Consider the following 24,565-nt stretch of genomic DNA (forward strand, 5'->3'; position numbering starts at 1 on the left):
CGCGTTTTGACAACCGCAAGATTTTCTCTTAGCGGGCTCCTGACTTCGGCCGCATCAAACCTTCCTGCGCGACCGACGCGATAAGCCGGCCATCATGCGAGAAGATGAGTCCACGGGCGAACCCGCGCGCGCGGCCGGAATTTGGACTGTCCTGCGCATAGAGCAACCACTCATCGGCGCGAAATGGCCGGTGGAACCACAAGGCGTGATCGAGGCTGGCGACCTGCAGGCCCGTATCGAAGACGGAATGACCATGCGCGCCAAGTGCGGCGTCAAGAAGCGTCATGTCGGACAGGTAAGCGAGCACCGCACGGTGGATGGCCGGATCATCCGGGAGCGGCCCTGTCGCGCGGAGCCACACATATTGTTCGGTGGCGCCTGCTTCATGCGTGACATAGCGGGCAAGATCGACCGGCCGCAGCTCGATGGGGCGCTCCCGCGCGAACCAGCGTCGAATGGCATCCGGCATCGAGTCCCCAAAACGCCTTAGCATTTCGGCTTCGCTTGGCAGGCTTTCTGGCAACGGCACCTTGGGCATTGGAACCGCATGTTCAAGACCCGGCTCCTCGATCTGAAAGGAAGCAGAGAGCGAGAAGATCGCGCGCCCGTGTTGGATCGCATTGCAACGCCGCGTCGTAAAACTCTTGCCGTCCCGGATCCGGTCCACCTCATAGACGATGGGCACCGCCGGATCGCCCGGCAAAAGAAAATAGCCATGCAAGGAATGCGGCGGCCGCGCCTCGACCGTGCGCGCTGCCGCGACGAGGGCTTGCGCGACCACAAGGCCGCCAAAGACGCGCTGCCAGCCAACCTGCGGACTCCGCCCGCGAAAGATATTTTCCTCGATCCTCTCAAGATCGAGGATCGTCAAAAGCTGGTCGACCGCATGGGACATTGACGCCGCGCTTCCGTTCCTAAATCCACGCATTCGGGGGCAGCGGTTGTCACATGAGAAGTGTGGCTGGCCCCGGCTCACGAATCAAGCGGAACCAGTAGCGAACCCGTTGGGCATAATTGCGGTCGCCGCGCGGCTCCGCCCCCGTGTTCGCGAGGATGTCCCTTTCCCCTATTTGGAAATATCTTCGATAGGCTGTTTCGAATCCATCTTGATGATTTTCGTTTTGCCTTTTGCGGCGGCGATCGCGGCAGGAAGATCGACGGCGCGGATCGATTGATCGTTGTAAGTTTTGAAATACCATTTGAGGTTCTTTAGATCGGCGACGCTCGTCCAAAGCGTATAATCCGCCTCCGCCACGCCGCCCTCGGCCTGGCGGACGGCGCCGAGCGGAATGTCGAAGGCATTGAGGATATGGAACGCCTGGAGCACGGATTCCGGCGCGGTTTGCGATGGGATCGCGGCTTGTGTAAAGGCAACCGCCCGAACCAATCGCGACGGCGGCGTGAAATCGCCCGGAAGGCCATGCATGCCGCTTCCTTGGCCGAACTGCGCGAGCTGGAGTTTGCCAAGATCGACGGGCGGCACATTGGTGGCCGTCAGATTGATGTAATTGCGCAAATTGGTCATGTGCCAATCGAATGTCGGCGCGTTGGACATGACCCCGAGCGGATTGTCATAAATCTTGAGTTTTTGATCGACGGGCTCGATGACGAGGGATTTGCCGCTGCGGTCATGCACGACGAAATGCACGGGCGGTGCCTGCTTTATGGCTTCGACGACGACCGGGACCAGCACGACCTTGTCGAAATTCGCTTTCACCTCGTCAATATTTGCGAAATTCCCAAGAATCCAATTGGCGTATTCATGCGGGGCCATCGCATGCGGCGTATTTTCGGGGGTCGCATCCGGATAGGAGGCGTAGCCAGGAAAATAGAAAAGGCCGACGTAAAGCCCCTGGTCATTGATGCCATCTATGATGACCGGCAAATCAACTGCATTGGCGCCCAGCATGCCATATTTGGTCTTGTAGGTAAGTCCCTTGCCGCCATCCGGCGTCGAGCCGGTGATCGTTGTTCCCTTTGGAATGACGATGACGTTCGATTTGAGATCGAAGCCGAATTCCAAGGTGCGGCCCGGAACCACCCCGCCATCTTCCGCGATAAGTCGGACGCCGGTGCAGGCTTGCGCCTGGGCAATGAGCATAGCCGCTGCCGCCAAGGCAGCGGCTGCACAGTTGCGGATCATTCTTTTCCTCCCAAATTGATATAAAACGCCATTCATCAATAGACCGGATCGATCCGATCGAACAGGCGTTTTGGGAGGCTGAAAGGGATTACTCGAGAGGCCGCGCCTCTTCGGGCAGCATAATCGGGATGCCATCGCGGATTGGGTAGGCAAGCTTGGCCGCGCGGGAAATCAATTCCTGGTTCTGCGCGTCATATTCGAGAGTGGTCTTGGTGCGCGGACACACCAAAATTTCCAGCAGCCGCGGGTCTATCCGCGATGGCTCCGGCGCTTTGTTCCCGCCCGAACCTTTCGGTTTTTCCGTCATAACTCGATGCTCCAGATTTTGGGTTTCCGGTGACTGTCGCGCCGGACTTGCCGTTAGTGGAGGGGCGCGGATGCGTTTTTGCCGCGCGCAAGTTCGATTTCGGTAATCGCGACGAGCACGTCCGCCCGCCGTTTGAGATCCCGCGCCTCGAGCAGTGCCTGTTTTTCCTTGGGACTGCAAGGGCTCATCATGGAGAGCGCGTTGACAAGCGCCTCGTTCGGCGCGCTGTTGATACTCTTCCAGTCGACTTGGAGATGGTTGGTCTCGGCAAAATCGCGCAACGTGCGCAGGACGCCATCCCGGTCGACCTGATCCTCGCCCACGCGGGGACTGAAATCGGTGGTGAAGGGGCTGAAATCGGGGCGGCATTGGCGGTATGGCGTCGTCCCGGCAAGTTCCTCGGCGATCTTGAACCTAGCAATCCCCGTGAGCGTGATCAGATAGCGCCCGTCCCCGGATTCGGCGAATTGGGTGATCCGGCCGGCACAGCCGACCGGAAACAGCACCGGCGCGCCCAAGCCGGCGCCAGCCTCGGGATCTGGTTGGATCATGCCCACGATCCGATGGCCTCTAAGGGCGTCATCCACCATGGCAAGATAGCGATCCTCAAATATATTGAGAGGCAGTTCGCCGCGCGGCAGCAGCAAGGCGCCCGCGAGCGGAAAGATTGGAAACGCCCCCGGGAGTTCGTCCAGGCCGCTATAAGCATGGTTCATGCTCATGGTCCAATCCTCCTCCGGCCTATTCGGACGATCACACGACTCATTTAACATCATCCTATTTAAACCCACAAATTGCCGGGTCCAGCCTCCGGAAAAGGAAAATACAGCTTTGTCACGAAGTCGCAGTCTTAATTTGACCTCGTTTCGGTTCATCTTTGTAACCAACAGCCCTCTTATTGAGCATATGCCTAATATATAAGCATTCAGATTTGCCCATAAAGCTTAAGCTGTACTGCGTAAGCGCGCGAATCCAGCGTCGAGATCGGCCTTGAGATCCTCAATGTCCTCAAGCCCCACGGAAAAGCGCAAGGCGGGTCCTGGCGGATCCCACTCCGTCACGCTGCGATAGCTCCGGCAATCAAAGGGAATGACAAGGCTTTCAAAGCCGCCCCAAGAGAAGCCCATACCAAACAATTTCAGCCCGTCGAGCATTGCCGCGAGGGCGGCGGGGGAACAAGGCTGCAAAAGGACTGAAAATAATCCGGACGAGCCGAGAAAGTCCCGTTTCCAATAAATATGACCTGGACAGGAGGGAAACGCCGGATGCAGAACCTGGGCAACTTCCTTGCGCGCGGCGAGCCAGCGGGCGAGGTCGAGTGCCTGCCGTTCGGCTTCCTTGAGACGAAGTTCAAGCGTGCGCAAGCCGCGCAAGCTCAAGAAGACGTCCTCCGGCCCGGCGCACATCGAAAACGCGTCAAACGTCGCCCGGAGCCTTGGAAACCAATCCGCGTTGGCGGATACGAGCCCTATCAAAAGGTCGGAATGGCCGCCGAGATATTTGGTCCCGGCCTCGACCGCCATATCAGCACCACGCGTGTGCGGCGGAAACAGCAAGGGCGTCGCCCACGTATTATCGAGAATCAGGCAAAGCTTTTTGGCCCGCGCCAATTCAGCAATCGCGGGAACGTCCTGAACTTCGAACGTCTGGGAGCCCGGTGTCTCGACGAAGATCACGCTGGTGTTCGGCCGGATCAAGGATTCGATCGCGGCCCCAAGCGCTGGATCATAATAGGTCGTCTCGACTCCCATCCGGCGCAAAACCGTATCGCAAAAGATACGGGAGGGGCGATAGACCGCGTCCGTCACCAGAATATGGTCACCGGCTTTGACCGCCGCGAACAGCGCGAGGGTAATCGCGGCAAGGCCCGACGGGGCAAGCACGGTTCCAGCGGCACCCGACAATTCCGTCCACGCCGTTTCCAGCGCCGCTGTTGTCGGGGTCCCCTGCGTGGCGTAGGTGAACCGTGCCGTACGCTTCGAAAAAGCCTCCACGGTCGGAAAGAGCACGGTGGATCCACGATAGACCGGCGTATTGACGAAGCCGTGCTGGTCGCTCGGATGGCGTCCGGCGTGAACGAGTTTCGTGCGGGTTTTCAGATGACGGCGGTCTTCCGGCGTGGTCTCGATCATTGTGCGTCCCATCAGCCCTTGTTGCGCTGCAAACTGGAGGCTTGACCGGCGTTTCGTCAAGTCCGGGAATGAAATCCAAGCCAAAAGACAGCCAAATTGTCCGGCGTTTTGGGTGAAACCAGGAACGGGCTTGCCGGACTTCGCCGTTTTGGGCAAAGTCCGGGTTCGACTGAAGCGGCCGGCATGGGAGAACCGCGCGTGCATATCTTGCGGCTCGTGCTTTTGGGCCTTGCCGCCCTCGCTGGGATCGTCGCCGGCGCCGCCTTACTCCAAAAGGCGTTGCGGTCCGAAGATCACTACTCCCCAACCTTGACCGCAGGCAGTGGCGCGCCGGACGCCGAAATCGCCGCGGCGCGGCATGGACTGGAGGCAAAACTCGCGGCGGCGCCTGACTACGCCGCTTTTTTTGAACATCTAAAAAGCGTCTTCCCGGCCGATTATGAGGCCTTCTTGGCAACTTACGCAAAGCGCCTTGCCGCGAATGACGAGCCTCGAAGCCCAGATGGCTTGGTGGAGGAAGCTAGCCGTTTTCTGCGCCGGACGCGCGGCATTCTTGCCGCCAAGGCCGGCAGTCCGGCGCTGGAACACATCTTTGAACTGCAGGCCTCCATGCTACGGGCGCTCTCCAGCAAGGACCCGCATCTCTGCGTCAGTTTTCTCAATCACGCCGAAAGTCCCGGCCTCTATGAATTCTCGGCGCAAAACCGTGGCCTAGTGACCGCCTTGGGGATCGCCGGCATTGACGCCATTCATGATGGCGAAGTGAAACAGGTGGACCGGCCGGCGCCAACCGACCGGGATTTCGCCGAACTTGAAAAGGCGTTGCGCGGCAATGGTCTTGGCACCCCGGAGATAGAGGCGCTGCTCGATGGAAAGGTGAGTGAACCGCCTCTCGCCGACGAAAAACTGTGCCAGGCCGGGCAAATCTATCTAGAAACGCTCGCCGCCATGCCGGAGCCAAGCCGGGTGCGGATTTATGGTTTCGCCATCGGACTTATGGCGCGATCGTGAGGATAGCCGCTGACGCGTTACGGGTTGCGGGGTTCGCCTCGAACAGCTTTGCCGTACTACCGCCGCAAGCTCGGTGTCTGATCACTTTCGTTCGGCGGCAACGCGCAGTTGCGCGTGCCCCGGCAAAAGACCGGGGGAAACCAGATGCCGCACGATCCTCACACGCGCCGCCGCCAAATCAAAGCCCGCCTCGAAAAAGCAGAAAAAACACTTTCGGCAACACGCAGTTCAGCGGGCGGCCACAGCCGCGCCGTGCTGCTGCATCTTGAACGGGAGATTCATGCGAGCAAGAAGGATTTGGCCTTGTTGGACACGCCGCCGGGTGACTCCGGCAGCATCCCGCCATCCCCCGACGGGAAACACTAGAAAAGCGGTGGCTGGTCAAATTGAAGTACGCTTGCAGACCATCGATGGCACATAAGGCGTTGCGCGGCGCCTAAATTCCCTCCCTGCCGGGGTCAATTGGTCCGGAGGGCCCTATCGATTGTAACTGACACTACTCCTGATCAGGGGACGCAAAGCAACTGGTTTGGTGGCAATCAAACCGGGCCATGCGGCGTTTTTTTTAGGGAGTGATTAATCATGAGAAATTTCCCAAGACGATTTTTCTTCACAGCAGGCGCGGCTGCTCTTGGTTGCGCCTTTTGGGCGACACCATCATTCGCCGACCCGGGCCGGGGCGCGAATGTGATGTGCTATGCCTGGGCAAATAATGCTTCGCCAACGATCAACGTACCTTACGAGCCCAGCCCGACTTATTCGTTTAACGCGCAGAATAGAGCCGGAGGTATCAGCGTTACCAAGACTGCGACCGGCACCTATACGGTCACATGTACGGGTGTCGGCGGCGGCAGTCAGTGGGGCGCCGGCGGTCACGTGCAAGTCTCGGCATATGGATTTGGTAATAATGGTTCCTGCCATGTCGCAGGCTGGGGCACCGGCGGAGCGGATTTCTCCGCGACGGTCAACTGCTATGGCGGTGGCGGCACAGGAGGCGTGCTTAAAGACAGCGCGTTTGATCTGCTTTTCGTTTGGTAAGCGAAGCCAGCAAGCTGCCCACCCGGCTTGTTCTGGGTGGGCATCTCGCGAGATCTTCAAGCAGCGACTTTCCGCGACTGTATGTGGCCGCCCGACTTGTTCTACTGAAAAATTTTTGCGGCGTTCTCAAGCGTCTTCCACACGCCCCAGGCAAGTGGGATTCCAACCGCCGCCCAAGCCAAGCCCGCTTTCGCATCAATGCCGCCCCGGCCAATTCCATAGGACTTGAACGCCACCTTTGCGCCCGCGAGCGCCGTTTGCGGGGTGTTGTCCTTCATATACCATTTGGGAGAGACTGGACGAATCAGCGCGTTGCACACGAACCCCACGGCCAGCAAAGCCGCCAAAACATAAAAGATATAGGGGTACACATGGTCGCGCGGAACGCCTTCCGCCACCCGCGTATCATGCAGATAGTTGACGATAACCGGACCGACGATGCCAGCGGTCGACCATGCGGTGAGCAAGCGGCCGTGAATCGCGCCGACATACCGCGTGCCGAACATATCGGCGAGATAGGCGGGCACCGTCGCAAAGCCGCCGCCATACATGGACGCAATGATGCAGAACGCCGCGGCAAAAATCCCGACCGCCTTAAGGCCCGCCAGCGTTGGTGCGGCTGAATAGCAAAGGATGCCAAGGACAAAGAAGGCAAAATAGGTTGTCTTGCGGCCAATCTTGTCGGAGAGCGTTGCCCAGAAAAACCGGCCGCCGATGTTGAACAAGGAGAAGAGGCCGACGAAGCCGCCACCGATCGCCGCCGCCAAAGTCTTTTGCGCGTCCGTGAACTGGCTGAAACCAACCGAGGGATCACGGAACAAAGTGCCGCCGAAGGTTTCCTGAAGCATCGGCGAGGCGGCGCCGATGATGCCGATCCCGGCTGACACATTGAGGCACAGCACACCCCAGATCAACCAGAACTGGGGAGTCTTGTGGGCGTCCTTGAGATCGACGTTGTGTGACGTGATCATCGCCTTTTGGACCGTGGATGGAGTCCAGCCGTCAGGGCGCCAGCCGTCTGGCGGCAGCCGGTACCCGAAGGCGCCCGCAAGCATATAGATGAAATAACCAACCCCCAGGACCACAAAGGTTTGCCAGACCCCGACCGAGGTTGGAGTCTTAAAATAATTCATCAGCAAGGTCGCCAGCGGCGAGCCTATCATGGCGCCGCCGCCAAACCCCATGATCGCCATGCCTGTCGCCATGCCGCGCCGGTCCGGAAACCATTTGATGAGGGTCGAAACCGGCGAAATATAGCCAAGCCCAAGTCCGATGCCGCCGATGATGCCCGAACCGACCCAGAGCATCCACAGCTGATGGAAGTTGACCCCGACCGCCGAGATCATCAAGCCGCCGCACCAGCAAAGCGCCGCGTAAACGCCCGCCTTGCGGGGACCAACCCGCTCCAGCCAGCCGCCCCAGATCGCGGCGGAGGAGCCGAGCAAAACAAAGAACAGCGTGAACATCCAGCCAAGATCAAATTGAGTCCATTCGCAATCCCTGGCCGTCAGCGCGTGCAGGGTTCCGGCGGTCTTGTCCCAAAACGTCGTCGCCGCGCCGGCGCAAGCTGCCACTTTGGCTCCCGTCGCGGTCCCGACCGCACGCGACAGCGGCAGCCAGAAAACGCTGAACCCATAAGCCATGCCGATACACAAATGGATGGCGAGCGCGGCGGGAGGCACGAGCCAGCGGTTGAACCCGGCCTTGGCGATAATTCTATCCCGTTCAAGAATACCTGGCGATGCCGCAGCGATTGACGTGCTCATGCTCATTACCCCGTAACGCGTTGATAAGGCTACGCCCGGCCGAGACGCCGTGCGGAAAAAGTCGATATTTAGTAATTTTGCATAACGAGGGTCACGACGCGCGTAACACCTCGCTCTCCCCCACGCCAAAATCTTAACCAATGCGCCATTCAAACACAACCGGCGGCTATCGGCGGGAATGTTGGGGAACTGAATGTCTACGCGTCGATCTTGAGAACCACACGGAAGCGCGCCTTGCCGCTCATCATCCGGTCGTAGGCGGCCTGGGCTTCTTCAAGCGGGAAAATCTCATTCATCGAGGCGATCTTGTTGAACTGACTGAATGAGAGCGTATCTTCGGAGTCGGCCGCAGTGCCCGAATACCAGCCCCGCACCGAAGCGCGTTTCCGCGTGCCGCCCGGGGTCGGGAAGATCGCGCTCCACCATGCGGAACCGCCCGCCGGGTTCTGGAACGATCATTGCGCGCATCTTCACCATTATGGCCTCCACTGCGGATTCGATCAGCTTCCCTGCGTCTTGGCGGTCGAGCCATATTGCAGGACTTGCACCTTCTCCAAGGTGACCAGCCCGCTCGCCATCATGGAGTCCAGCACCGGCAGAAAGGCGTTGATCTTATCCTCGCTGTCGACGATCTCGATGACGAACGGCAGATCCTCCGAAAGCCGGAGAATCTTCGTGGTGTGCACCCGGCTCGAATGACCAAAGCTCATCGGCCCGCGCAACACGGTGGCGCCGGCCAAATGCATCTCGCGCGCCTTCATGACAATCGCCTCGTACAGCGGCTGATGGTCGTGGCGGTCGTCCTCGCCGATAAAGATCCGCAGCAGCATGGCATCGCGCGGGATTTGCATTTCGTTAAACTCCTCACTTCGCGATGAGCACCGGGCATGGTGCAAGGTGCATGATGCGATCCGCGCGGCTTCCGACCAGCCGCTCATACAACGCGGAATGACCTCTGGCTCCGATAATAAGCAATTCCACCTTGAGATCGCCAGCAAGCGTGACAATACTACGCACCGGGTGCCCGGCGATCACATGAGTCGTGAGTTTCACCTGGCTTTCGTCCGCCATCGCTCGGGCACGCTGGAGAACGCTGTGGAAGCGCCGCGCGGCGCTTCCTGTTTCTTCCCGGACTTCTTCAACGAATTCCGGCATATAATCGATTTCTTCGACCGAGACCATGTGAAGGGACGACTCATTTTGTTTGGCGATCGCAATCGCGAGGGTGAGCGCGTGAAACGCATGTTCCGAGCCGTCGTTGGCGTGCAGGATTCTGCTGAACATCAAACGCCTCCCGGATCAACCGATTTACCGATCCCATGCTGGATCGGAACAACGCCCGCCTGTCTGGCTGGTGTATCCTCCGCCTCGCTGCTGGGCCTGAGATGGTGCGGCAGATAAAATGCATTGGCAATCACCGTCGGGATGACAGCGCTTGCAATGACGGTTGCGACAAGCGCCGAGTATTGGCTCTTGTCGATGATCCCATGGGAGAGGCCAAAGAGGGATGAGATTGTCCCAAAGGTTAGTCCCGTGGACATCAGGAGGGTCGTGTACATCGCCTCCTGGTTCGGAGAGCCAAAGAGCCGCGTGACCGGATATACGCCGATGACTTTGGTGGCGATCTTGATAATCAGGAAAAAAAAGAAAGCAGCGGGTGCAGCGATCAGCGCCGGGATCGAAACAAAGGAACCGGCGCGGATAAAATAGAACGGCGTCAGCAGGCCGAACGTTAGCGTGCGCAAGCGCCGGACCAATGCGTGATCTTTGCCGACGGTTCCGGCAAGCACCATTCCGATGAGATAGGCGGGGAGTACCGCTTCGCTGTCGGCCCAGGCGGCGAGCGCGCCCATACCAAGCAGGCAAAACAGCAGAAATTTTGTCTCAAGCTCGGAAGGCCGGCCACCATACCGTTTGAAGAAGCGCGGCGTGAGCCACGGAAGCACGGTGAAGACAACGGCGCCCACTCCAAGGAAGATCAATGTTTTAATCGTGAACGGAGCAAAGATGAGACCAAGCGCGACGACCGTCCCGAGGTCGGTCACAAAGCATGCGGCCAAAATCGTCTTACCATATTCGGTGGTATTGAAGCCGAATTCCAGCATTACGGCATAAACGACGGCCACCGAGGTCGTCGACATGGCGACCCCGGCAAGCCAGCTCGGCATGACGTTCCAGCCGAGCAAATAATGCGCCGCAGCCGCGCATCCCAGAAATGGGAATAAGAAGCTCGCGAGCCCGATCGTGGCCGCTTCCTTCCATTTCAGTTTGAAAACCTGCGGGTCGAGTTCGGCGCCCGCGAGAAACGTCAAGACAATTGCGCCTATTCCCGAAAGAAACTTGACCCAGGACTCGTCGGTCCCAAGCACGGCCGAGCCAACGACGGCGCCAATGATCAATTGCGCGACTGTTCCAACAATGATTTCGGACAGCGCCGTCGAGACGCGGAACCAGATCGAAAACAGGCTCGCGATCAGCGCGAGACCTAGCCACAGGGATGCGAGTGCCCAAACGCCAGTCATGATTCACCCTCGCGCTTGAAGGGGTGACGAGCACACGGCACGCAGGCCCTGGCGACCCGAAAGCCTTGGCCTTCGGACATCGGCATGAACGAAAAAGCCGGAAATTCCACAATAAGTGAGAGACACACAGCAATCTCCTGCCCGTTGTTGCGTGGCAGGAGTCATCAGCCTCTTCGGCAATTTTGGGGGACTCCATCCCCGTTCGAGGACGCAATTCTAACCGAGAATCGATCCGTGGCAAGGTTTAGATATTTCCGTACAAGCAAGCGGAACCTGCAGCGGAAATCTCTTGGATTTGCATCGCGTCAACCTCCCTTCATTTGGTTCAAAAAGGTTGCGAGGATGTGGCCGAGCCACACCGCCAAAAAACAAAGGGTCAGCGAGAGAACCGCATTGGCCCCGGCCCGCAACCATTCGCCGTCCCGGGTGAGGTTGAGCGTTTGCAAACTGAAGGACGAAAAGGTCGTATAGCCGCCGCAAAGGCCGATCATCACGAATTGCCGGGCCGTGGTGCCGATCAACAGGCGGCCATCGGGGCCGGTCAGTGCGGCGAAGAAGCCGATGACAAACGAGCCGGATATGTTGACGAGCATCGTGCCCCAGGGAAAGGTTTCCCCGATGCGGTTTGCGACAACGCCCGAGACCCAGTAGCGCGCGGCGCCCCCCAGCGAGCTTCCCAGCATGATCCATAGATAGAGCATCGGCGGCCATTCCTCTAGGCTGCGGGCGTTGCCCGCTGAATCCGTATTGACCCTGGTAGAGCCAGGACGGCGGCGCACGCCGGCGGGATGGAAGTTCGAAGCTCCCTCAGCCTCACGCCCCGGCGATGCGCGAAAGCGTCTCCTCGACTGGGCGGGCAAGCGCCAGCAGCAAACCCGCGATGGCTTGGATATCGTCAAGGTGCGCATGCGGCAAGTGCGTGGGAGCGCCTTCCCGCGCGTCGGTGGCAACGGCGGCGATGCTGTTGTCCTCGGGGTAGAGCCAGGGTTTCCCATTCTCTTCCCGGTGGACTTCAATTTTGACGTGCGGGTCGCGCTTGTAGCCCTCGATAAGAACGAGATCGGCTGGGCTCATGCGCCGCAAGAGTTCGGCGAGTGCCGGTTCCGGAGCGCCACGCAATTCATGCATCAAGGCAAAGCGCTTGTCCGAGGCGACAAGAACCTCGCGGGCACCCGCTTCCCGATGCAGATATGAATCCTTGCCCGGCTGATCGACATCGAACGCGTGATGCGCGTGTTTGAGCGTCGAGACGGAAAAGCCGCGTTCGCAAAGAAACGGAATAAGCTTGACGATCAAATGCGTCTTGCCCGCGCCGCTCCAGCCCGCAAGACCGATCACCCGCATGATTGCAAACTCCGTAAGGCGTGGCTTTGCCCTGTCTCGCATGATCTTATTGCATGCTCCACCTCTTTAGTAGCTCAAGCGATTTTTTATGAGGTCCAGTGATCAGGAGGCGGCCAATGGCCTCTTTATATTTCACATCAAGCGTGGCAAGGGATGCGGGACATAAGCGCGGATAGCCCGGCGCCACGCTCGCGCGCCCCATCGCTGTTCCGTCATACTGCTCAATCCCATGCCTGCCAGGAGAGCCGCCGGGTGACCAACGAAAAAACCTTCCCCGCCCCGGCGTTCACGCCGCACGCGTTGCGCGGCCGAGTTCTCGCCGAACTCCATGCGCGGCCGTTCGTACCCATGACGGGCTCGAAACGCATCCTGCACTTTGCCTTCATGACCGATCCGGCCGCCGCTGCCAAGGCACGCCAGGCGCTTGCGGCTTTTTGTCTGGACCGTGCCAGTCCCGTGCCTGTCCCGGATGCAAAACAGCATTGGGTCGAATTGCCAACGGCCATCTTGCGCTGGGAGCATCATGGCGAGTTCATGACCTATACCTGGGACCTTCCGCAAGGCGCGGGCAAGGCAAATCCGGACGGCAAGCGGCGTCTGGCGTTCGAGCCGGGAGCCGATGAACTTTCAAGCTTCATGCGTCTATTGCCGCAGCCGGGTCCGTTGCTCGTTGCCGCCGATCTGCATCTTTTGCCGGAAGGCCAATGCGATGAGCAATGGCACTCACTGTTCGATCCGAGCCGGTTGGCGGCGTCCGAGGTCGTAGATGGCGCCGCCATCGCCGCCACGGATTTTCATCCCGACGCCTTCGGGTTCGTGCGTTTCCTCGTGCTCGACCAGCGATTGACGCCGGGCGAAGCCGGAATGCTGGTGCGCCGGCTGCTCGAAGTTGAAACCTACCGCACGCTCGCGCTATTGGGACTTCCGGAAGCTGAAGCGGCCGCCCCCGCCATCCGCGGCATCGAAATGCAGCTGCCGCTTCTCGTCCAGCGAATCCAGGAAGGGGAAGGATTGGAGGCGAGCCGCGAGTTGCTCGGCCAATTGACCGCGCTTGCCGCCGAACTCGAGGCGGGCGCCGCGCAAAGTCTCTACCGGTTCGGGGCGACCCGCGCCTACTACGAGCTTGTCAGTCTGCGGCTCGACGCGCTCGACGAAGTGGCATTGCCGGACTTGCCGACCTTGAAAGCCTTCCTGACCCGCAGGCTCACCCCCGCGATCCGCACCTGCGCCTCGACCGAAGAACGCCAGGAAAATCTCTCCCGCAAGCTGGCCCGGGCGGCGCAACTCCTGCGGACCCGCGTCGATATTGAACTCGAAACTCAAAACAAGGATCTTTTGAGCAAGATGAACGACCGGTTCCGCTTGCAGCTAAAATTGCAGCAGGCCGTCAAGATCGTCTCGATCGGCGCCATTTCCTATTATGTCCTCGCCATCCTGCATCTCGTTTTCGAGGGGCTGCACCGGGAAATCGATATGCTCGACCCGGTCCTCGCGACAGCGATCTCGGTGCCTTTCGTCATCGCGGCGTTTTTCTGGATATTCCGCCGCCGCCGCGACCAATCGGCGGAGCCTTGAGTTTCTCAGGACGCATCTTGACGAATTAGGCTGACCATGCGCCATGCGCCAGCAAGGAACTGCCGCCGCTCCGGCAGGGGAGAGTTTCGATGGCTTTGAGTGTCGCCGTCCAGATGGACCCGATCGACAGGATCAATATCGCTGGCGATTCGACCTTCGCACTGCTGCTGGAAGCCTGTGCTCGTGGCCATAAGCTGCTCTATTACACTCCCGACAAGCTTTCGCTGAGCAGCGGCCGGGTGGTGGCAAGGGCGGCGCCGGTCGAGGTCCGCGATATCCCAGGCGACCATTTTACCCTGGGAAATGTCAAACCGGTCGATCTCGCCTCGCTTGATGTAGTGCTTTTGCGGCAGGACCCGCCCTTCGATCTTGCTTATATTACCTCGACGCATCTGCTTGAGCAGCTGCAGCCAAAGGTCCTCGTCGTCAATGATCCAGCGAGCGTGCGCAACGCGCCGGAAAAGCTGTTTGTCATGAATTTTCCGCAGTTTATGCCGCCGACTCTGGTCACCCGCGATAGGGATGCCATCGACGCGTTCCTCGATGAGCATGGCGAAGCGGTGATGAAGCCCTTGCATGGACATGGCGGCGCGGCGGTGTTCAAGATTACCCGACGCGACCCGAATTTGGGCTCGCTTTTCGATCTTTTCGCGGCGACATTTCGCGAGCAATGGGTGGTCCAGCGCTTTTTGCCGCAGGTGGCGGAGGGCGATAAGCGAATCGTCCTCGTTGATGGCGTCGCGGCTGGGGCGGTCAACAGGGTTCCGGCCACCGACGATATCCGCGCCAATCTGGTGCGCGGCGGCGCCGCGGAAGCGGCGGCCCTCACGCCGCGGGAACATGAGATTTGCTCTGTGCTTGGCCCCGAACTCAAACGGCGCGGCTTGCTTTTCGCAGGCATCGACGTGATTGACGGCTATTTGACCGAAATCAACGTGACCTCGCCCACGGGCATCCGGGCGATCAGAAAACTTGGCGGCCCGGACCTCGCGGTCGCGATCTGGGACGCAATCGAAGCGAAATTGCGCGCGGGCTTGCCATCCAGCGCAGCTGCGCCCACATTAGGCCAGGGAAAAGAGGTTCCGGAAACCCCGGAGAAGCCGGGGAATTTTCGCTCCTCCCCATCTGTTCGGACTTAATGAACGCATTGCTTGATACACAGTCGCCGGTCCGGCATCGGCGCCAACGGATAAGCTTGCCGCAAGGAGCCTACTTCCCGCGGGCGGTGTTGCACGTCAAAATCGCCACGCTCCACGCGGAGGGTAAGCCGCCCCAAGACGTGCGCAAGCAAGTGGTTGCTCTCTTTCGCGAGGCCTTGGATCACGGGCGCAAACTGGCCCAGACTGCGTTTCTGGCGGACGGCGGCGGCCTCGCCTGCGCTACCCGTTTGGCGCAAATCGAGGATGCTCTGATCCGCGAAATTTTTGATTATGTCACCACTTACGTTTATCCAGCGCCGGCGAGCCCCGCCCCGGAAGATTTCGTGATCGCGGCAGTTGGAGGCTATGGCAGGGCCACCCTCGCGCCAGGATCGGACATCGATCTTCTGTTTCTCCTATCCCCAAGTTCGCGTCAGTGCGGCGAACGGATCGCCGAGGCGATTCTCTATATGCTTTGGGATCTTGGTCAAAAAGTCGGCCATTCGACGCGCACGGTCAAGGAGTGCTTGGCTCAGGCACGCGACGACATGACGGTCCGCACCGCGCTCCTCGAAGCCCGATTGATCCTCGGGGCGCCGCCTTTATTCGAAAGCATGCGGGCACGCTTCGAACGCGAGATCGTGCAATCGACGGCAAGTCAATTCGTCACGGCCAAACTCGCCGAACGCGACGCCCGCATCGCCCTGGCGGGCCGCTCCCGCTATCTCGTCGAGCCAAATGTCAAAAACGGAAAAGGTGGCCTGCGCGATCTCAATACTCTGTTTTGGATCGCCAAATATGTCTACCGGCTGCGGGAAGCGACCGATCTCGTTGGCGCTGGCGTGTTCTCCCGTTCCGAATACCGGTTGTTCCGCCGTTGCGAGGAGTTTTTGTGGAGAGTGCGCTGCCATCTGCATTTTCTGACGGGCAGACCGGAAGAACGGTTGAGCTTCGACCACCAGCGCCAGATCGCCGGACTCCTCGGCTATTCGGAGCGCAGCGGACTGGCAAGCGTCGAACGGTTCATGAAACATTATTTTCTGGTCGCCAAGGATGTCGGCGATCTGACCGCGATCGTCTGCGCGGCACTCGAGGAAAGGCAAGCAAAGCCTTCCCCGAGATTGGCCCGATTTTCGCCCTTCCGGCGCAAGCAGGAGGCCATCGCAACCGGCGATTTCGAAGTCGAAAATGGCCGCGTCACGGTCACCGGGCCGGAGGTTTTTGCCCGCGATCCCATCAATCTGATCCGGCTATTTTCGGTTGCCGACCGCAATGGTCTTGCCATTCATCCAGACGCGACCCGGCACGTCACGCGCGCCCTCAAGCTTGTCAACGCGAAGCTTCGCGCCAACCCGGAAGCCAACCGCCTGTTTCTCGGCATATTGACGTCCCGCAACGAGCCGGAAATCGTTCTGCGGCTGATGAATGAAGCCGGCGTGCTTGGCCGCTTCATTCCCGAATTCGGGCGCATCGTCGCGCTCATGCAATTCAACATGTACCATCATTATACGGTCGATGAGCATCTTTTGCGCGCCGTCGGCAATCTCGCTGAGATCGAAGCGCAACGAGTTGCCACCGAACTTCCTTTGGCGAGCGAGATTTTGCCAACGATCGCCAACCGGAGAGCGATGTTTCTTGCGCTGTTCCTGCACGATATTGCCAAGGGGCGATTGGAAGACCATTCGAGCGCCGGGGTCGCGGTTGCGCGGACGCTTTGCCCGCGTCTCGGCCTCACGGAAGCGGAGACCGAGACCGTGGCCTGGCTGGTCGAGAACCATTTGGTCATGTCGGACACCGCGCAGCGGCGCGATCTGAGCGACAGCAAAACCATCGCGACCTTCGCCAGTCTCGTGCAGACACTTGAACGGCTCAAAATGCTGTTCGTTTTAACCGTCTGCGATATCCGTGCCGTGGGTCCTGGTGTCTGGAACAATTGGAAGGCCGAACTGCTTCGCACCCTCTATTGGGAGACCGAGGTCGTGCTTGCCGGCGGCCATTCGGCGATCGACCGCAAGGAGCGTGTCGCGAAAGCGCGCGAGCAATTGCGCCAGGCGTTGCCGGAATGGTCAAGCCTCGATTTCGATGCCTATGCGGCGCGGCTGCCGCAAGCCTATTGGCTCAAGGCAACTTTGGAACAGAAGCTGCTGCACGCCAAAAATTTGAACATGACGGAGGTGGAGGCTCCAGCCCCGATGACCCACATCCGCACCGATCCCGAGCGGGGCGTTACGGAACTCACGATCATCGCCCCCGACCACGCCCGGCTGTTGTCGATTATCGCCGGGGCCTGCGCCGCGACGGGAGCCAATATCGTTGACGCGCAGGTGTTCACGACCGCCGACGGCATGGCCGTCGACACCATCTTCGTGTCGCGGGCTTTTCGCTATGACGAAGACGAATTGCGGCGGGCCGGAAATATCGTTCTGGCAATCGAGCGCTCGCTGAGCGGACAAGTCCGGCTGCAGGACCTGATTGCCGCCCGGACGCCGCAGGCCGGACCCGACCGCAGCGTGTTTCGTATCCATCCAGAAGTCTCAATCGACAACACGCTGTCCAACCGTTTCACGGTTCTTGAAGTCACCGGGCTCGACCGGCCCGGCCTGCTTTATGAATTGACCGCGATTTTGTCGAGGCTCAGCCTGAATATCGCCTCGGCCCATATCGTGACATTCGGCGAAAAAGCCGCCGACGTGTTTTATGTGACGGATTTCACGGGAGAAAAAATAACCTCCGCGCAGAAGCAAGAGTCGATCCGCCGGTCAATCTTGCGAATTTTCGAGCCGGCAAGGGAGGCCCGCCCGGCCCCCGGCATGGGGGCGGGCGGGCCGTCGCGCCCCAACACCCATTGATGAGATTTCCCGAAAACTGCCGCATTGCAGCGTTCGGCCTTGATTTTGGCGGCGGGAAAACGGATATCCACGCCATGCGAGTTATCGAAATCCGCCAGTTAACAGAGTGATCATGAACGACAGAAAAAAGCCTGAACTTGATCCCGCCGCGACGATCCAGAATGACGCCTTTAGCGATGTGGAGACGGCGGGCGCGGCCCCGCAAGCCACGACTTCCGACCCAGATGCTTTCGCGGTCTTGGAAAAGCTGCGGCAGGAAAACGCGGAGTTGAAGGACAAGCTTCTGCGCACGCTTGCCGAAATGGAAAATCAGCGTCGCCGCACCGAGCGCGAAGTCGCCGACGCCAAAACCTATGGGGTGACCGCGCTCGCCCGTGATATGCTGACTGTCGCCGACAATCTGCACAGGGCCGCAGGAAGTGCCACGTCTGGCACTCGGGAGCAGCAAACATCCGCGCTGAAAACCTTGGTCGAGGGCGTTGAACTCACGGAACGGGATTTTCTGTCACGGCTTGGAAAATACGGCGTCAAAAAGCTTGAACCGCTCGGCGGGAAATTCGACCCCAATCTGCATGAAGCTCTTTTCGAGGTGCCCGACGAAAGCGTGGCGAATGGCACGGTCGTGCAGGTCATGGAGGACGGCTACGCGATCGGCGACCGGGTGCTGCGTCCAGCCAAGGTCGGGGTTTCCCGCGGCGGCCCAAAACCCGCAAACCAAAACGCTTCCGCCTAACCGGCGGAAGCGTTTTGTTCATTTGGCGGTGTGATAGTGAAACCGGCGAATCCGTTGGGGATCTGGCCGCCGGCTCTTCTGTTATTTGCGGTCAATATTTGAACGTGATGCCGGCGCCCGCCGCCCATGGATCGAGCTGCACATGAGTGCGGATTGGGATACCCGCGTTCAAGAGATCGCCGCTGACGTCCGTCGAGTAAATCACTTTCTTGACGTCCACATAGACGCCCCAGTTTTGGGTCAGCATCCAGTCGGCGCCGGCTTGCATGACGAAACCGAAGTTTTGATCGACGGCGAGATTCGTCAAAATACCGTCGCTGATGTTGCCGAAATTCAGCACATAGGCGGCGCCAACACCAAGATACGGCTGGAAAGCGCCGAAATTGGTGAAGTGATATTGGGCAATCAGCATGGCCGGCCCATACCGCACGCTTCCCAGAAGGTTCGTTCCCAAAGCGTTCGTCAAATTGAGGCCCGTAGCTTTAAGATGAGCGACCGGAGGCACGCCAGCCGAGAGGGCGAGCGCGATATTGGGCGTGAGGAAATAACCCAATTCCAAGCCAAGTGTGTAATTTGGCCGGATGGCGACGTTCGAGATCTCGCCGCCAAAGACGGGCAAGAAATTAAAGAAGCCGCCGCCGGTCGATTGCGCGTCGGGCAGCGTGAAAACGCCCAGGGCGCCGACATGGACATAAAATAGAGGTGCGGGCGGCGGAAGCGGCTCCGGCACTGGAGTGAGATCCGCGGCATCAGCCCGCGTGATGGCGAGAGCTGCGATCAGCGCAGCGGCCCATAGTTTGATAGCACCGGTCATGAACTTCCCTCCTTGCTTTCTTGTGAGGTTAGGGTTCACGCGATCTTGAGTTTTTGTCAAACGATCGGTGCTTGTCTTGCGCGTTTGGATGCGCACTATGGTTTTTTTGCCACGCCGTAAAACCGCGCTTTTGCTGCCTAATACAAGCTTGATCCAGAACAATTCGCCGCATTTCTCAACACGATAGTAAAAGCGTATAAGGCGTGAAACCGGGCTCTCCGGACGCGCCCGTAAAACAATGCCATCAACCCAAGGAGCCATCGGATGAGACCCGCCATCAGCCCGCGAAAAAGGTGGCGCGCGCCACTTGTCTATTGCTTGCTCTTGCTGGGGCTTGGTTTCGGGATCACCGGCGCCTTGGCCCATTCGCGCTTGGTCCGCTCGGACCCAGCGGCGCGGGCGGTGCTCGATAGGGCGCCCAAGGAACTGAAGCTGTGGTACAATGAGGCTATCGAACCGGCCTTCGCGAAGGTATGGATTGTCCCCGCGCAGGGGCCGCAGATCCCCTTGACCACCAAAGCCGACCCGTCGGACCAGCGCGTTGTCGTCGTCACACTTCCTGACAATCTGCCGGCCGGGCCCGTGAATATCGGGTATCACGTCTTGTCCGTCGACGGCCACACGGTCGACGACAAGCTCACTTTCACGATCAAGGCTGCGCAGTAGGATGCTTCGCCAATGATCGATCCATTTGCGATTGTCCGGGCTGTCGGCACCTTCGGTGCGGCGATTGTCGTCGGTTCCGGGATTTTAATTTGGTACACCCGCGATGCGCTCGTGCCGGCGGGCGGCTCCATTTGGCGCCGCCGTGTGGTGTTGTCGGTTTTGGCGGCCGCTTTGGTCAGCGCCGCCGCGACGGTAGCGGGGGTGATCGGCGCCGCCACCGCCGCCGCTGAAATCGGCACCTTTTCCGTCAGTGGCACGCTCATTGGGACGTTTCTTCTTCGCACGGGCGTTGGGCGTATCACGATCGTCGAGATTGTCTTCGCTGCCGCGGCTTGCGTGCCCGCCATCATCGCCTGGCTGACCCTAAAAAATACCAAGGTTTCGGATGCGGCTCTTTTGTCCGCGGCGCTGATTGCTGCCGCCGGTCTTGCCACCGTGCCTTTTGCTAGCCATCCGACCACCCTAGACCAGCGGCTCATCGGCGTTGGCGCGGCCATCGCGCACCGCTGGGCGTTGAGCGTCTGGCTCGGCGGGCTGCCGGCGCTGCTCTTGTTGATCGGCGCTGGACCAGTCCCGGACGACACGCGGCGGGTGGCCGCTCTCGTCCTGCGCCGGTTTTCATGGCTCGCCACAATTGCGATGACCGTCATTCTGGTGAGCGGGAGTTTGTTGACCTGGTTCCTCGTCCGCAATTTTTCAAGCGCGATCGGCACGGACTACGGGCGCCTGCTCCTTCTCAAGCTGACTTTGCTCGGCGGCGTCCTTTTCATTGCCAGCGGCTTGCAGCGCTCTCTCCTGCCACTGCTGGAATCAAGGCCGAGCGATCCGGTGTTCCGCGACTACGCCAACCGGGTCAAGATCGAGACGGGCCTTGCCATCTTCATCGTTGTCATCGCGTCCCAAATGGCGGGAATGGCGCCGCCCGAGCACGAAAATATTTTCTGGCCGCTGCCATTCCGTTTTTCCTTCGCGGCGACATGGGCCATTCCATGGGTTCCGGCGCGGTTTATTGGCGGTGGTGCCTTAGTTTTGCTTGGCCTCACAGTGCTCGCCGTCAGTTTTTTGCCAGCGCTCAGGCCGTCCTGGTTCCGGTTCGCGCGGAATGTCTCGCTGGGCGCGGCGGCTATCGCTTTGCTCGCTGGCAGCGGGCTCGCTTTCCCGGCGATCTCGGTGCAGGCCTATCCTGATACCTATCTGACAACCGACATTCCCTATTCGGTGACGTCGATCGCCGCCGGTCTCAAGCATTATGAAGACAATTGCACCGGCTGCCATGGCGTCAGCGGCCATGGTGATGGTCCCGCGGCGGCAAGCATTCCGATAAAGCCGGCCGATCTTTCGGCGCCGCACACAGCCTTGCATACGGCTGGCGATCTCTATTGGTGGATCACGCATGGGATCACCGGGTCCGCCATGCCAGCCTTCGCCGACGTGCTGACCAATGATGATCGCTGGGACATCATCAATTTTCTCGGCGCCTTCGCGGTTGGCTATCAGGCACGTGTCATCGAACCCCGGATCCAGCCCGGCCAGCACTGGCTGGGACCGCCGGATTTCCAAATTACCGATGAAAACGGCACCACCAGCCTGCTCAGTGACTATCAACGCAAATCGGCACTTCTCGTGGTACTGTTTACTTGCGAAAAAGAAACTCTGGCGCAAGATACTGCGCGGCTTGAGCAGTTGCTGGCGGCGCGCGAGAAGCTAGCCAATCTCGGTGCGAAAATCGTCCTGGTGGCGCCAGGCCCCGCCTGCGAACCTTTGCGTGGCCTCGCCGCCGGCAAAATACTGATCGCGGACCGGGATACCGCCGACGTCGCCGCGACTCTCGGCCTATTCACTCGTAGCTTTCACAACCGCCAGCAAAATGTGGTCCGTGTGCCGGAGATGCACGCGGAATTCTTGATCGATCGCTCAGGCTATATTCGCGCCCGCTGGCTGCCGGTAGAAGACGATCTCTGGAGCGATCCCGCCTTCATCGAAACCCAGCTCGAAATGCTCTCGCGCGAGCCTCCGGCGCCGCCACCTCCGGATGTTCACTCACAGCACTAGCAGCGGCGGGTGGTTCTTTATAGCATCGCAGGCAACACCCGGTCGGGAGGCCGGTGGTTGTCCATGAACGTCCGGATGTTGATGATGACCTTGTCACCCATGTCGATGCGGCCCTCCGCCGTTGCCGAACCCATGTGCGGCAGCAACGTGACCTTGCCGGCGTCGGCCAACCTGACAAGCTTTTGCGAGACCGCCGGCTCATGCTCGAAAACGTCGAGCCCCGCACCTGCCAGTTCGTCCGTCTCAAGCATGCGGGTGAGGGCTGTCTCGTCGATGATTTCGCCGCGTGCCGTATTGACGAGGATCGCGTCCGGGCGAAGATATTTTAACCGCCGCGCCGACAGCAAGTGATAGGTGGCGGGCGTATGGGGGCAATTGACCGAAACAATATCCATCCGGGCGAGCATCTGATCGAGCGATTCCCAATAGGTCGCATTGAGTGTTTCCTCAACCTGCGTGGCAACCGGACGCCGGTTGTGATAGTGGATCTGCAGGCCGAAGGACTTGGCGCGCTGGGCAAGCGCCTGACCTATGCGGCCCATGCCCACGATGCCAAGCCGCTTGCCGCTGATTCGGCGGCCAAGCATCCAAGTCGGTGCCCAGCCGGCCCACTCCCCTGCGGGGATTATTTTTGCCCCTTCGACGATTCGCCGTGCCACGGCAAGGATCAGCGCCATCGTCATATCGGCCGTATCCTCAGTCAGGACGCCCGGTGTATTGGTGACGGTGATCCCCTTTGCCATGGCAGCGGTCACGTCGATATTGTCGACTCCATTGCCAAAATTAGCGATGAGTTTCATCTGCGGCCCGGCGATCTCGATGAGCTCGGCATCGATCCTGTCGGTCACAGTGGGAACAATGACCTCAGCAACGCGGAGGGCTTCGGCGAGGGCACCGCGCGGCATCGGCTTGTCATCGATGTTAAGCCGGGTATCGAAGAGCTCGCACATGCGGGTTTCGATGACGCCAGGCAGTTTGCGGGTCACGATGACGAGCGGCTTTTTCCGGCTCATTCTTCATATCCTTCAGACTCACTGGATGCCATGAAAAAAAAATTCCGGAGCCCCCGAATTGACCCATTTCCCTTGCTGCGGAGCGGCCTGCCAAAAGTCTAATCGCGGCTCCTTGGCAGGCTGCTCTTCACCTAGCGTTAACGGTGAGGCGGCACAGAAGAAGCAAGAATTTGTTTTACATCGCATCGCCCGGCCTCTGTAACAGATGGCAGTCCAAAGACAAGAATGCCTGCGGCGGCTGATGCGCATTGATACCGGCCATGATAGAGTTTGCGGCGCCGCAACAGGAATGAACCCTCGGACGATGAGCAAAAATGTTTCGCGCCGTTTCAGACTTGTCATCGCGGTTGTTTTTTTCGCTTGGAGCGGCGGCGAATGTGCGCTTGCCGAGCAAAAAGGGTCGGCGAGCGGCTTACCCATTCCGCGTTATGTGAGCCTCAAATCAGATCGCGTGAACCTGCGCGAAGGCCCCTCCAAGGACCATCGGACAACCTGGGTCTTTCAGAGAGCGGGACTGCCGGTCGAGATTACTGGGGAGTTTGAAATTTGGCGGAAAGTCCGCGATTCGGAGGGAGCGGAAGGCTGGGTCCTTCATTCGCTTCTGTCCGGGCGGCGCACAGTCCTCGTCGCGCCATGGAAAAAGGGCGTTAATTCGATCCTCTTTAATAAAGCGAGCAACAAGGCGGCGCCGGTCGCCAAGCTGCAACCCAATGTGATCGCGAGCGTCCGCGGCTGTGATGGCACCTGGTGCCGCATCACAGGCGAAGGCTTCGATGGCTATATCAGCCAGTCGGATCTGTGGGGGGTCTATCCTAACGAAAAGATTGAGTAGCGCCTCCCCGTTCCCGGGATCGCTTCCGTTTGCCCCGCACCGCCCGAGTTTGTCCAAACGGGCTTTGATCCCTCCCCGGGGGCAGTCCAGCAATGGCTGCTTGCCTTGCAGCTTTGCTTATGAATTTCAAGCCCAGGTGCCAGATCAGGGAACGGAATTGCCATTGTCGCGTTCTTCCCAGGCGGAACCAAGAGGGTGAGCGAGAGTACGCCCCCTGTAAAGGCCACAAACATAGCAAAGCCAATGCCTGAATCTCAGGCGAAATACCTTTACCAGGACTGGAATCTGGGAGGTTCCCTAAGTTTTTGACCAACCAATACAATTTTACCCGGAGTGACAATTGTCCAAGCCGATCATGGAGCTACAATGACAACAGAGACATTGCAACGCGAGGTCCGGTCGTCGGCAGAGCTTCAAGATGTTTGCCTGCGGACCTTAAAGCAATGCCCAGGATTTGAGCGGGTCGATACAATATTAATCCAACCCCGCGAAAATGCGGAAGGCGCAGCAAATTGGACCGTGGCGGCGGTCAGGCCGCGAGTCGACAACCGGTCTTTGCGCGGGGCCCGTGAGATGATCAGTTTTCTACAGAAAACCTATGAATTACACCCCGAGGATGCACTGAATCG

24 protein-coding genes and 1 riboswitch are annotated in these 24,565 nt (G+C 59.5%); of the genes, 10 read left to right on the forward strand and 14 right to left on the reverse strand.

Annotation, left to right across the window (positions count from 1 at the left end):
- Positions 1-28 precede the first annotated feature (28 nt).
- The 5 genes from tesB to metC form a co-directional block, all read right to left on the reverse strand.
- Positions 29-895, reverse strand: coding sequence for an acyl-CoA thioesterase II (gene tesB / locus QEV83_RS09910; protein ID WP_280127592.1), 867 nt, complete (start codon positions 893-895; stop codon positions 29-31).
- A 171-nt stretch (positions 896-1,066) separates the two neighbouring features.
- Complete coding sequence (locus QEV83_RS09915) at positions 1,067-2,143, reverse strand: choloylglycine hydrolase family protein (RefSeq protein ID WP_280127593.1); 1,077 nt, start codon at positions 2,141-2,143, stop codon at positions 1,067-1,069.
- An 88-nt stretch (positions 2,144-2,231) separates the two neighbouring features.
- Positions 2,232-2,450: a Trm112 family protein gene (locus QEV83_RS09920; RefSeq protein WP_280127594.1), complete on the reverse strand. Its 219-nt coding sequence runs from the start codon at positions 2,448-2,450 to the stop codon at positions 2,232-2,234.
- A gap of 53 nt (positions 2,451-2,503) precedes the next feature.
- Positions 2,504-3,172 (reverse strand): LON peptidase substrate-binding domain-containing protein, encoded by a 669-nt coding sequence (locus QEV83_RS09925; protein ID WP_280127595.1) that lies wholly within the window; start codon positions 3,170-3,172, stop codon positions 2,504-2,506.
- 222 nt (positions 3,173-3,394) lie between these two features.
- Positions 3,395-4,582, reverse strand: a complete 1,188-nt coding sequence (metC, locus tag QEV83_RS09930) for a cystathionine beta-lyase (protein WP_280127596.1) — start codon at positions 4,580-4,582, stop codon at positions 3,395-3,397.
- A gap of 96 nt (positions 4,583-4,678) precedes the next feature.
- Between metC and QEV83_RS09935 the strand changes: the two genes are divergently transcribed.
- From QEV83_RS09935 to QEV83_RS09945, 3 genes are all read left to right on the forward strand, one after another.
- Positions 4,679-5,593 carry a hypothetical protein gene (locus QEV83_RS09935; protein ID WP_280127597.1) on the forward strand — a complete coding sequence of 305 codons (915 nt, stop codon included), beginning with the start codon at positions 4,679-4,681 and terminating at the stop codon, positions 5,591-5,593.
- A gap of 144 nt (positions 5,594-5,737) precedes the next feature.
- Positions 5,738-5,959, forward strand: a complete 222-nt coding sequence (locus QEV83_RS09940; protein ID WP_280127598.1) for a hypothetical protein — start codon at positions 5,738-5,740, stop codon at positions 5,957-5,959.
- Between the two features lie 216 nt (positions 5,960-6,175).
- A complete protein-coding gene (locus QEV83_RS09945) occupies positions 6,176-6,631 on the forward strand; it encodes a hypothetical protein (RefSeq protein WP_280127599.1) in 456 nt (151 codons plus the stop codon).
- A 101-nt stretch (positions 6,632-6,732) separates the two neighbouring features.
- Here QEV83_RS09945 and QEV83_RS09950 read toward each other — a convergent pair whose 3' ends face one another.
- The 7 genes from QEV83_RS09950 to mobB all read right to left on the reverse strand — a co-directional run bounded on the left by QEV83_RS09950 (position 6,733) and on the right by mobB (position 12,263).
- Entirely contained in the window at positions 6,733-8,397 is a 1,665-nt protein-coding gene (locus QEV83_RS09950) for an OFA family MFS transporter (protein ID WP_280127600.1), read from the reverse strand.
- A 197-nt stretch (positions 8,398-8,594) separates the two neighbouring features.
- Positions 8,595-8,771: a hypothetical protein gene (locus QEV83_RS09955; RefSeq protein ID WP_280127601.1), complete on the reverse strand. Its 177-nt coding sequence runs from the start codon at positions 8,769-8,771 to the stop codon at positions 8,595-8,597.
- Between the two features lie 126 nt (positions 8,772-8,897).
- Positions 8,898-9,248: a DUF190 domain-containing protein gene (locus tag QEV83_RS09960; RefSeq protein WP_280127602.1), complete on the reverse strand. Its 351-nt coding sequence runs from the start codon at positions 9,246-9,248 to the stop codon at positions 8,898-8,900.
- Positions 9,249-9,261: 13 nt separating this feature from the next.
- The gene (locus tag QEV83_RS09965) at positions 9,262-9,681 is read right to left on the reverse strand and encodes a universal stress protein (protein WP_280127603.1); all 420 of its coding nucleotides are present in this window, start codon (positions 9,679-9,681) and stop codon (positions 9,262-9,264) included.
- Complete coding sequence (locus QEV83_RS09970) at positions 9,681-10,919, reverse strand: cation:proton antiporter (RefSeq protein WP_280127604.1); 1,239 nt, start codon at positions 10,917-10,919, stop codon at positions 9,681-9,683. The genes QEV83_RS09965 and QEV83_RS09970 overlap by 1 nt, the downstream gene beginning before the upstream one ends.
- A 148-nt stretch (positions 10,920-11,067) precedes the next feature.
- A riboswitch (Fluoride riboswitch) is annotated at positions 11,068-11,128 on the reverse strand.
- A gap of 96 nt (positions 11,129-11,224) precedes the next feature.
- The gene (gene crcB / locus QEV83_RS09975) at positions 11,225-11,620 is read right to left on the reverse strand and encodes a fluoride efflux transporter CrcB (protein ID WP_280127605.1); all 396 of its coding nucleotides are present in this window, start codon (positions 11,618-11,620) and stop codon (positions 11,225-11,227) included.
- A 112-nt stretch (positions 11,621-11,732) separates the two neighbouring features.
- Entirely contained in the window at positions 11,733-12,263 is a 531-nt protein-coding gene (gene mobB / locus QEV83_RS09980) for a molybdopterin-guanine dinucleotide biosynthesis protein B (RefSeq protein WP_280127606.1), read from the reverse strand.
- Positions 12,264-12,515: 252 nt separating this feature from the next.
- Here mobB and QEV83_RS09985 point away from each other — a divergent pair, with 252 nt between their 5' ends.
- The 4 genes from QEV83_RS09985 to grpE all read left to right on the forward strand — a co-directional run bounded on the left by QEV83_RS09985 (position 12,516) and on the right by grpE (position 18,559).
- Positions 12,516-13,838, forward strand: a complete 1,323-nt coding sequence (locus QEV83_RS09985; protein WP_280127607.1) for a DUF3422 domain-containing protein — start codon at positions 12,516-12,518, stop codon at positions 13,836-13,838.
- 89 nt (positions 13,839-13,927) lie between these two features.
- Entirely contained in the window at positions 13,928-14,977 is a 1,050-nt protein-coding gene (gshB, locus tag QEV83_RS09990; RefSeq protein WP_280127608.1) for a glutathione synthase, read from the forward strand.
- A complete protein-coding gene (locus tag QEV83_RS09995) occupies positions 14,977-17,826 on the forward strand; it encodes a [protein-PII] uridylyltransferase (RefSeq protein ID WP_280127609.1) in 2,850 nt (949 codons plus the stop codon). Before gshB ends, QEV83_RS09995 begins: the two co-directional genes overlap by 1 nt.
- Positions 17,827-17,938: 112 nt before the next feature.
- Complete coding sequence (gene grpE / locus QEV83_RS10000) at positions 17,939-18,559, forward strand: nucleotide exchange factor GrpE (RefSeq protein WP_280127610.1); 621 nt, start codon at positions 17,939-17,941, stop codon at positions 18,557-18,559.
- A 91-nt stretch (positions 18,560-18,650) separates the two neighbouring features.
- Here the strand turns inward: grpE and QEV83_RS10005 are convergent, their stop codons facing one another.
- Positions 18,651-19,373 (reverse strand): OmpW family outer membrane protein, encoded by a 723-nt coding sequence (locus QEV83_RS10005; protein WP_280127611.1) that lies wholly within the window; start codon positions 19,371-19,373, stop codon positions 18,651-18,653.
- 264 nt (positions 19,374-19,637) lie between these two features.
- Between QEV83_RS10005 and QEV83_RS10010 the strand changes: the two genes are divergently transcribed.
- The gene (locus QEV83_RS10010; protein ID WP_280127612.1) at positions 19,638-20,039 is read left to right on the forward strand and encodes a copper resistance protein CopC; all 402 of its coding nucleotides are present in this window, start codon (positions 19,638-19,640) and stop codon (positions 20,037-20,039) included.
- A 12-nt stretch (positions 20,040-20,051) separates the two neighbouring features.
- Positions 20,052-22,091 (forward strand): CopD family protein, encoded by a 2,040-nt coding sequence (locus QEV83_RS10015; RefSeq protein WP_280127613.1) that lies wholly within the window; start codon positions 20,052-20,054, stop codon positions 22,089-22,091.
- Between the two features lie 17 nt (positions 22,092-22,108).
- Here QEV83_RS10015 and QEV83_RS10020 read toward each other — a convergent pair whose 3' ends face one another.
- Entirely contained in the window at positions 22,109-23,104 is a 996-nt protein-coding gene (locus QEV83_RS10020) for a D-glycerate dehydrogenase (RefSeq protein WP_280127614.1), read from the reverse strand.
- Positions 23,105-23,408: 304 nt separating this feature from the next.
- Between QEV83_RS10020 and QEV83_RS10025 the strand changes: the two genes are divergently transcribed.
- Entirely contained in the window at positions 23,409-23,936 is a 528-nt protein-coding gene (locus tag QEV83_RS10025) for an SH3 domain-containing protein (RefSeq protein ID WP_280127615.1), read from the forward strand.
- The last annotated feature ends 629 nt before the right edge of the window (positions 23,937-24,565 follow it).

Source organism: Methylocapsa sp. D3K7 (genome assembly GCF_029855125.1).
GTDB lineage: Bacteria > Pseudomonadota > Alphaproteobacteria > Rhizobiales > Beijerinckiaceae > Methylocapsa.

Coding starts and splice junctions, on each gene's coding strand:
- tesB (WP_280127592.1), bottom strand. CDS start 895: ATGTCCCATGCGGTCGACCAGCTTTTGACGATCCTCGATCTTGAGAGG.
- QEV83_RS09915 (WP_280127593.1), bottom strand. CDS start 2,143: ATGATCCGCAACTGTGCAGCCGCTGCCTTGGCGGCAGCGGCTATGCTC.
- QEV83_RS09920 (WP_280127594.1), bottom strand. CDS start 2,450: ATGACGGAAAAACCGAAAGGTTCGGGCGGGAACAAAGCGCCGGAGCCA.
- QEV83_RS09925 (WP_280127595.1), bottom strand. CDS start 3,172: ATGAGCATGAACCATGCTTATAGCGGCCTGGACGAACTCCCGGGGGCG.
- metC (WP_280127596.1), bottom strand. CDS start 4,582: ATGATCGAGACCACGCCGGAAGACCGCCGTCATCTGAAAACCCGCACG.
- QEV83_RS09940 (WP_280127598.1), top strand. CDS start 5,738: ATGCCGCACGATCCTCACACGCGCCGCCGCCAAATCAAAGCCCGCCTC.
- QEV83_RS09945 (WP_280127599.1), top strand. CDS start 6,176: ATGAGAAATTTCCCAAGACGATTTTTCTTCACAGCAGGCGCGGCTGCT.
- QEV83_RS09950 (WP_280127600.1), bottom strand. CDS start 8,397: ATGAGCACGTCAATCGCTGCGGCATCGCCAGGTATTCTTGAACGGGAT.
- QEV83_RS09960 (WP_280127602.1), bottom strand. CDS start 9,248: ATGCAAATCCCGCGCGATGCCATGCTGCTGCGGATCTTTATCGGCGAG.
- QEV83_RS09965 (WP_280127603.1), bottom strand. CDS start 9,681: ATGTTCAGCAGAATCCTGCACGCCAACGACGGCTCGGAACATGCGTTT.
- QEV83_RS09970 (WP_280127604.1), bottom strand. CDS start 10,919: ATGACTGGCGTTTGGGCACTCGCATCCCTGTGGCTAGGTCTCGCGCTG.
- crcB (WP_280127605.1), bottom strand. CDS start 11,620: ATGCTCTATCTATGGATCATGCTGGGAAGCTCGCTGGGGGGCGCCGCG.
- mobB (WP_280127606.1), bottom strand. CDS start 12,263: ATGCGGGTGATCGGTCTTGCGGGCTGGAGCGGCGCGGGCAAGACGCAT.
- gshB (WP_280127608.1), top strand. CDS start 13,928: ATGGCTTTGAGTGTCGCCGTCCAGATGGACCCGATCGACAGGATCAAT.
- QEV83_RS09995 (WP_280127609.1), top strand. CDS start 14,977: ATGAACGCATTGCTTGATACACAGTCGCCGGTCCGGCATCGGCGCCAA.
- grpE (WP_280127610.1), top strand. CDS start 17,939: ATGAACGACAGAAAAAAGCCTGAACTTGATCCCGCCGCGACGATCCAG.
- QEV83_RS10005 (WP_280127611.1), bottom strand. CDS start 19,373: ATGACCGGTGCTATCAAACTATGGGCCGCTGCGCTGATCGCAGCTCTC.
- QEV83_RS10010 (WP_280127612.1), top strand. CDS start 19,638: ATGAGACCCGCCATCAGCCCGCGAAAAAGGTGGCGCGCGCCACTTGTC.
- QEV83_RS10015 (WP_280127613.1), top strand. CDS start 20,052: ATGATCGATCCATTTGCGATTGTCCGGGCTGTCGGCACCTTCGGTGCG.
- QEV83_RS10020 (WP_280127614.1), bottom strand. CDS start 23,104: ATGAGCCGGAAAAAGCCGCTCGTCATCGTGACCCGCAAACTGCCTGGC.
- QEV83_RS10025 (WP_280127615.1), top strand. CDS start 23,409: ATGAGCAAAAATGTTTCGCGCCGTTTCAGACTTGTCATCGCGGTTGTT.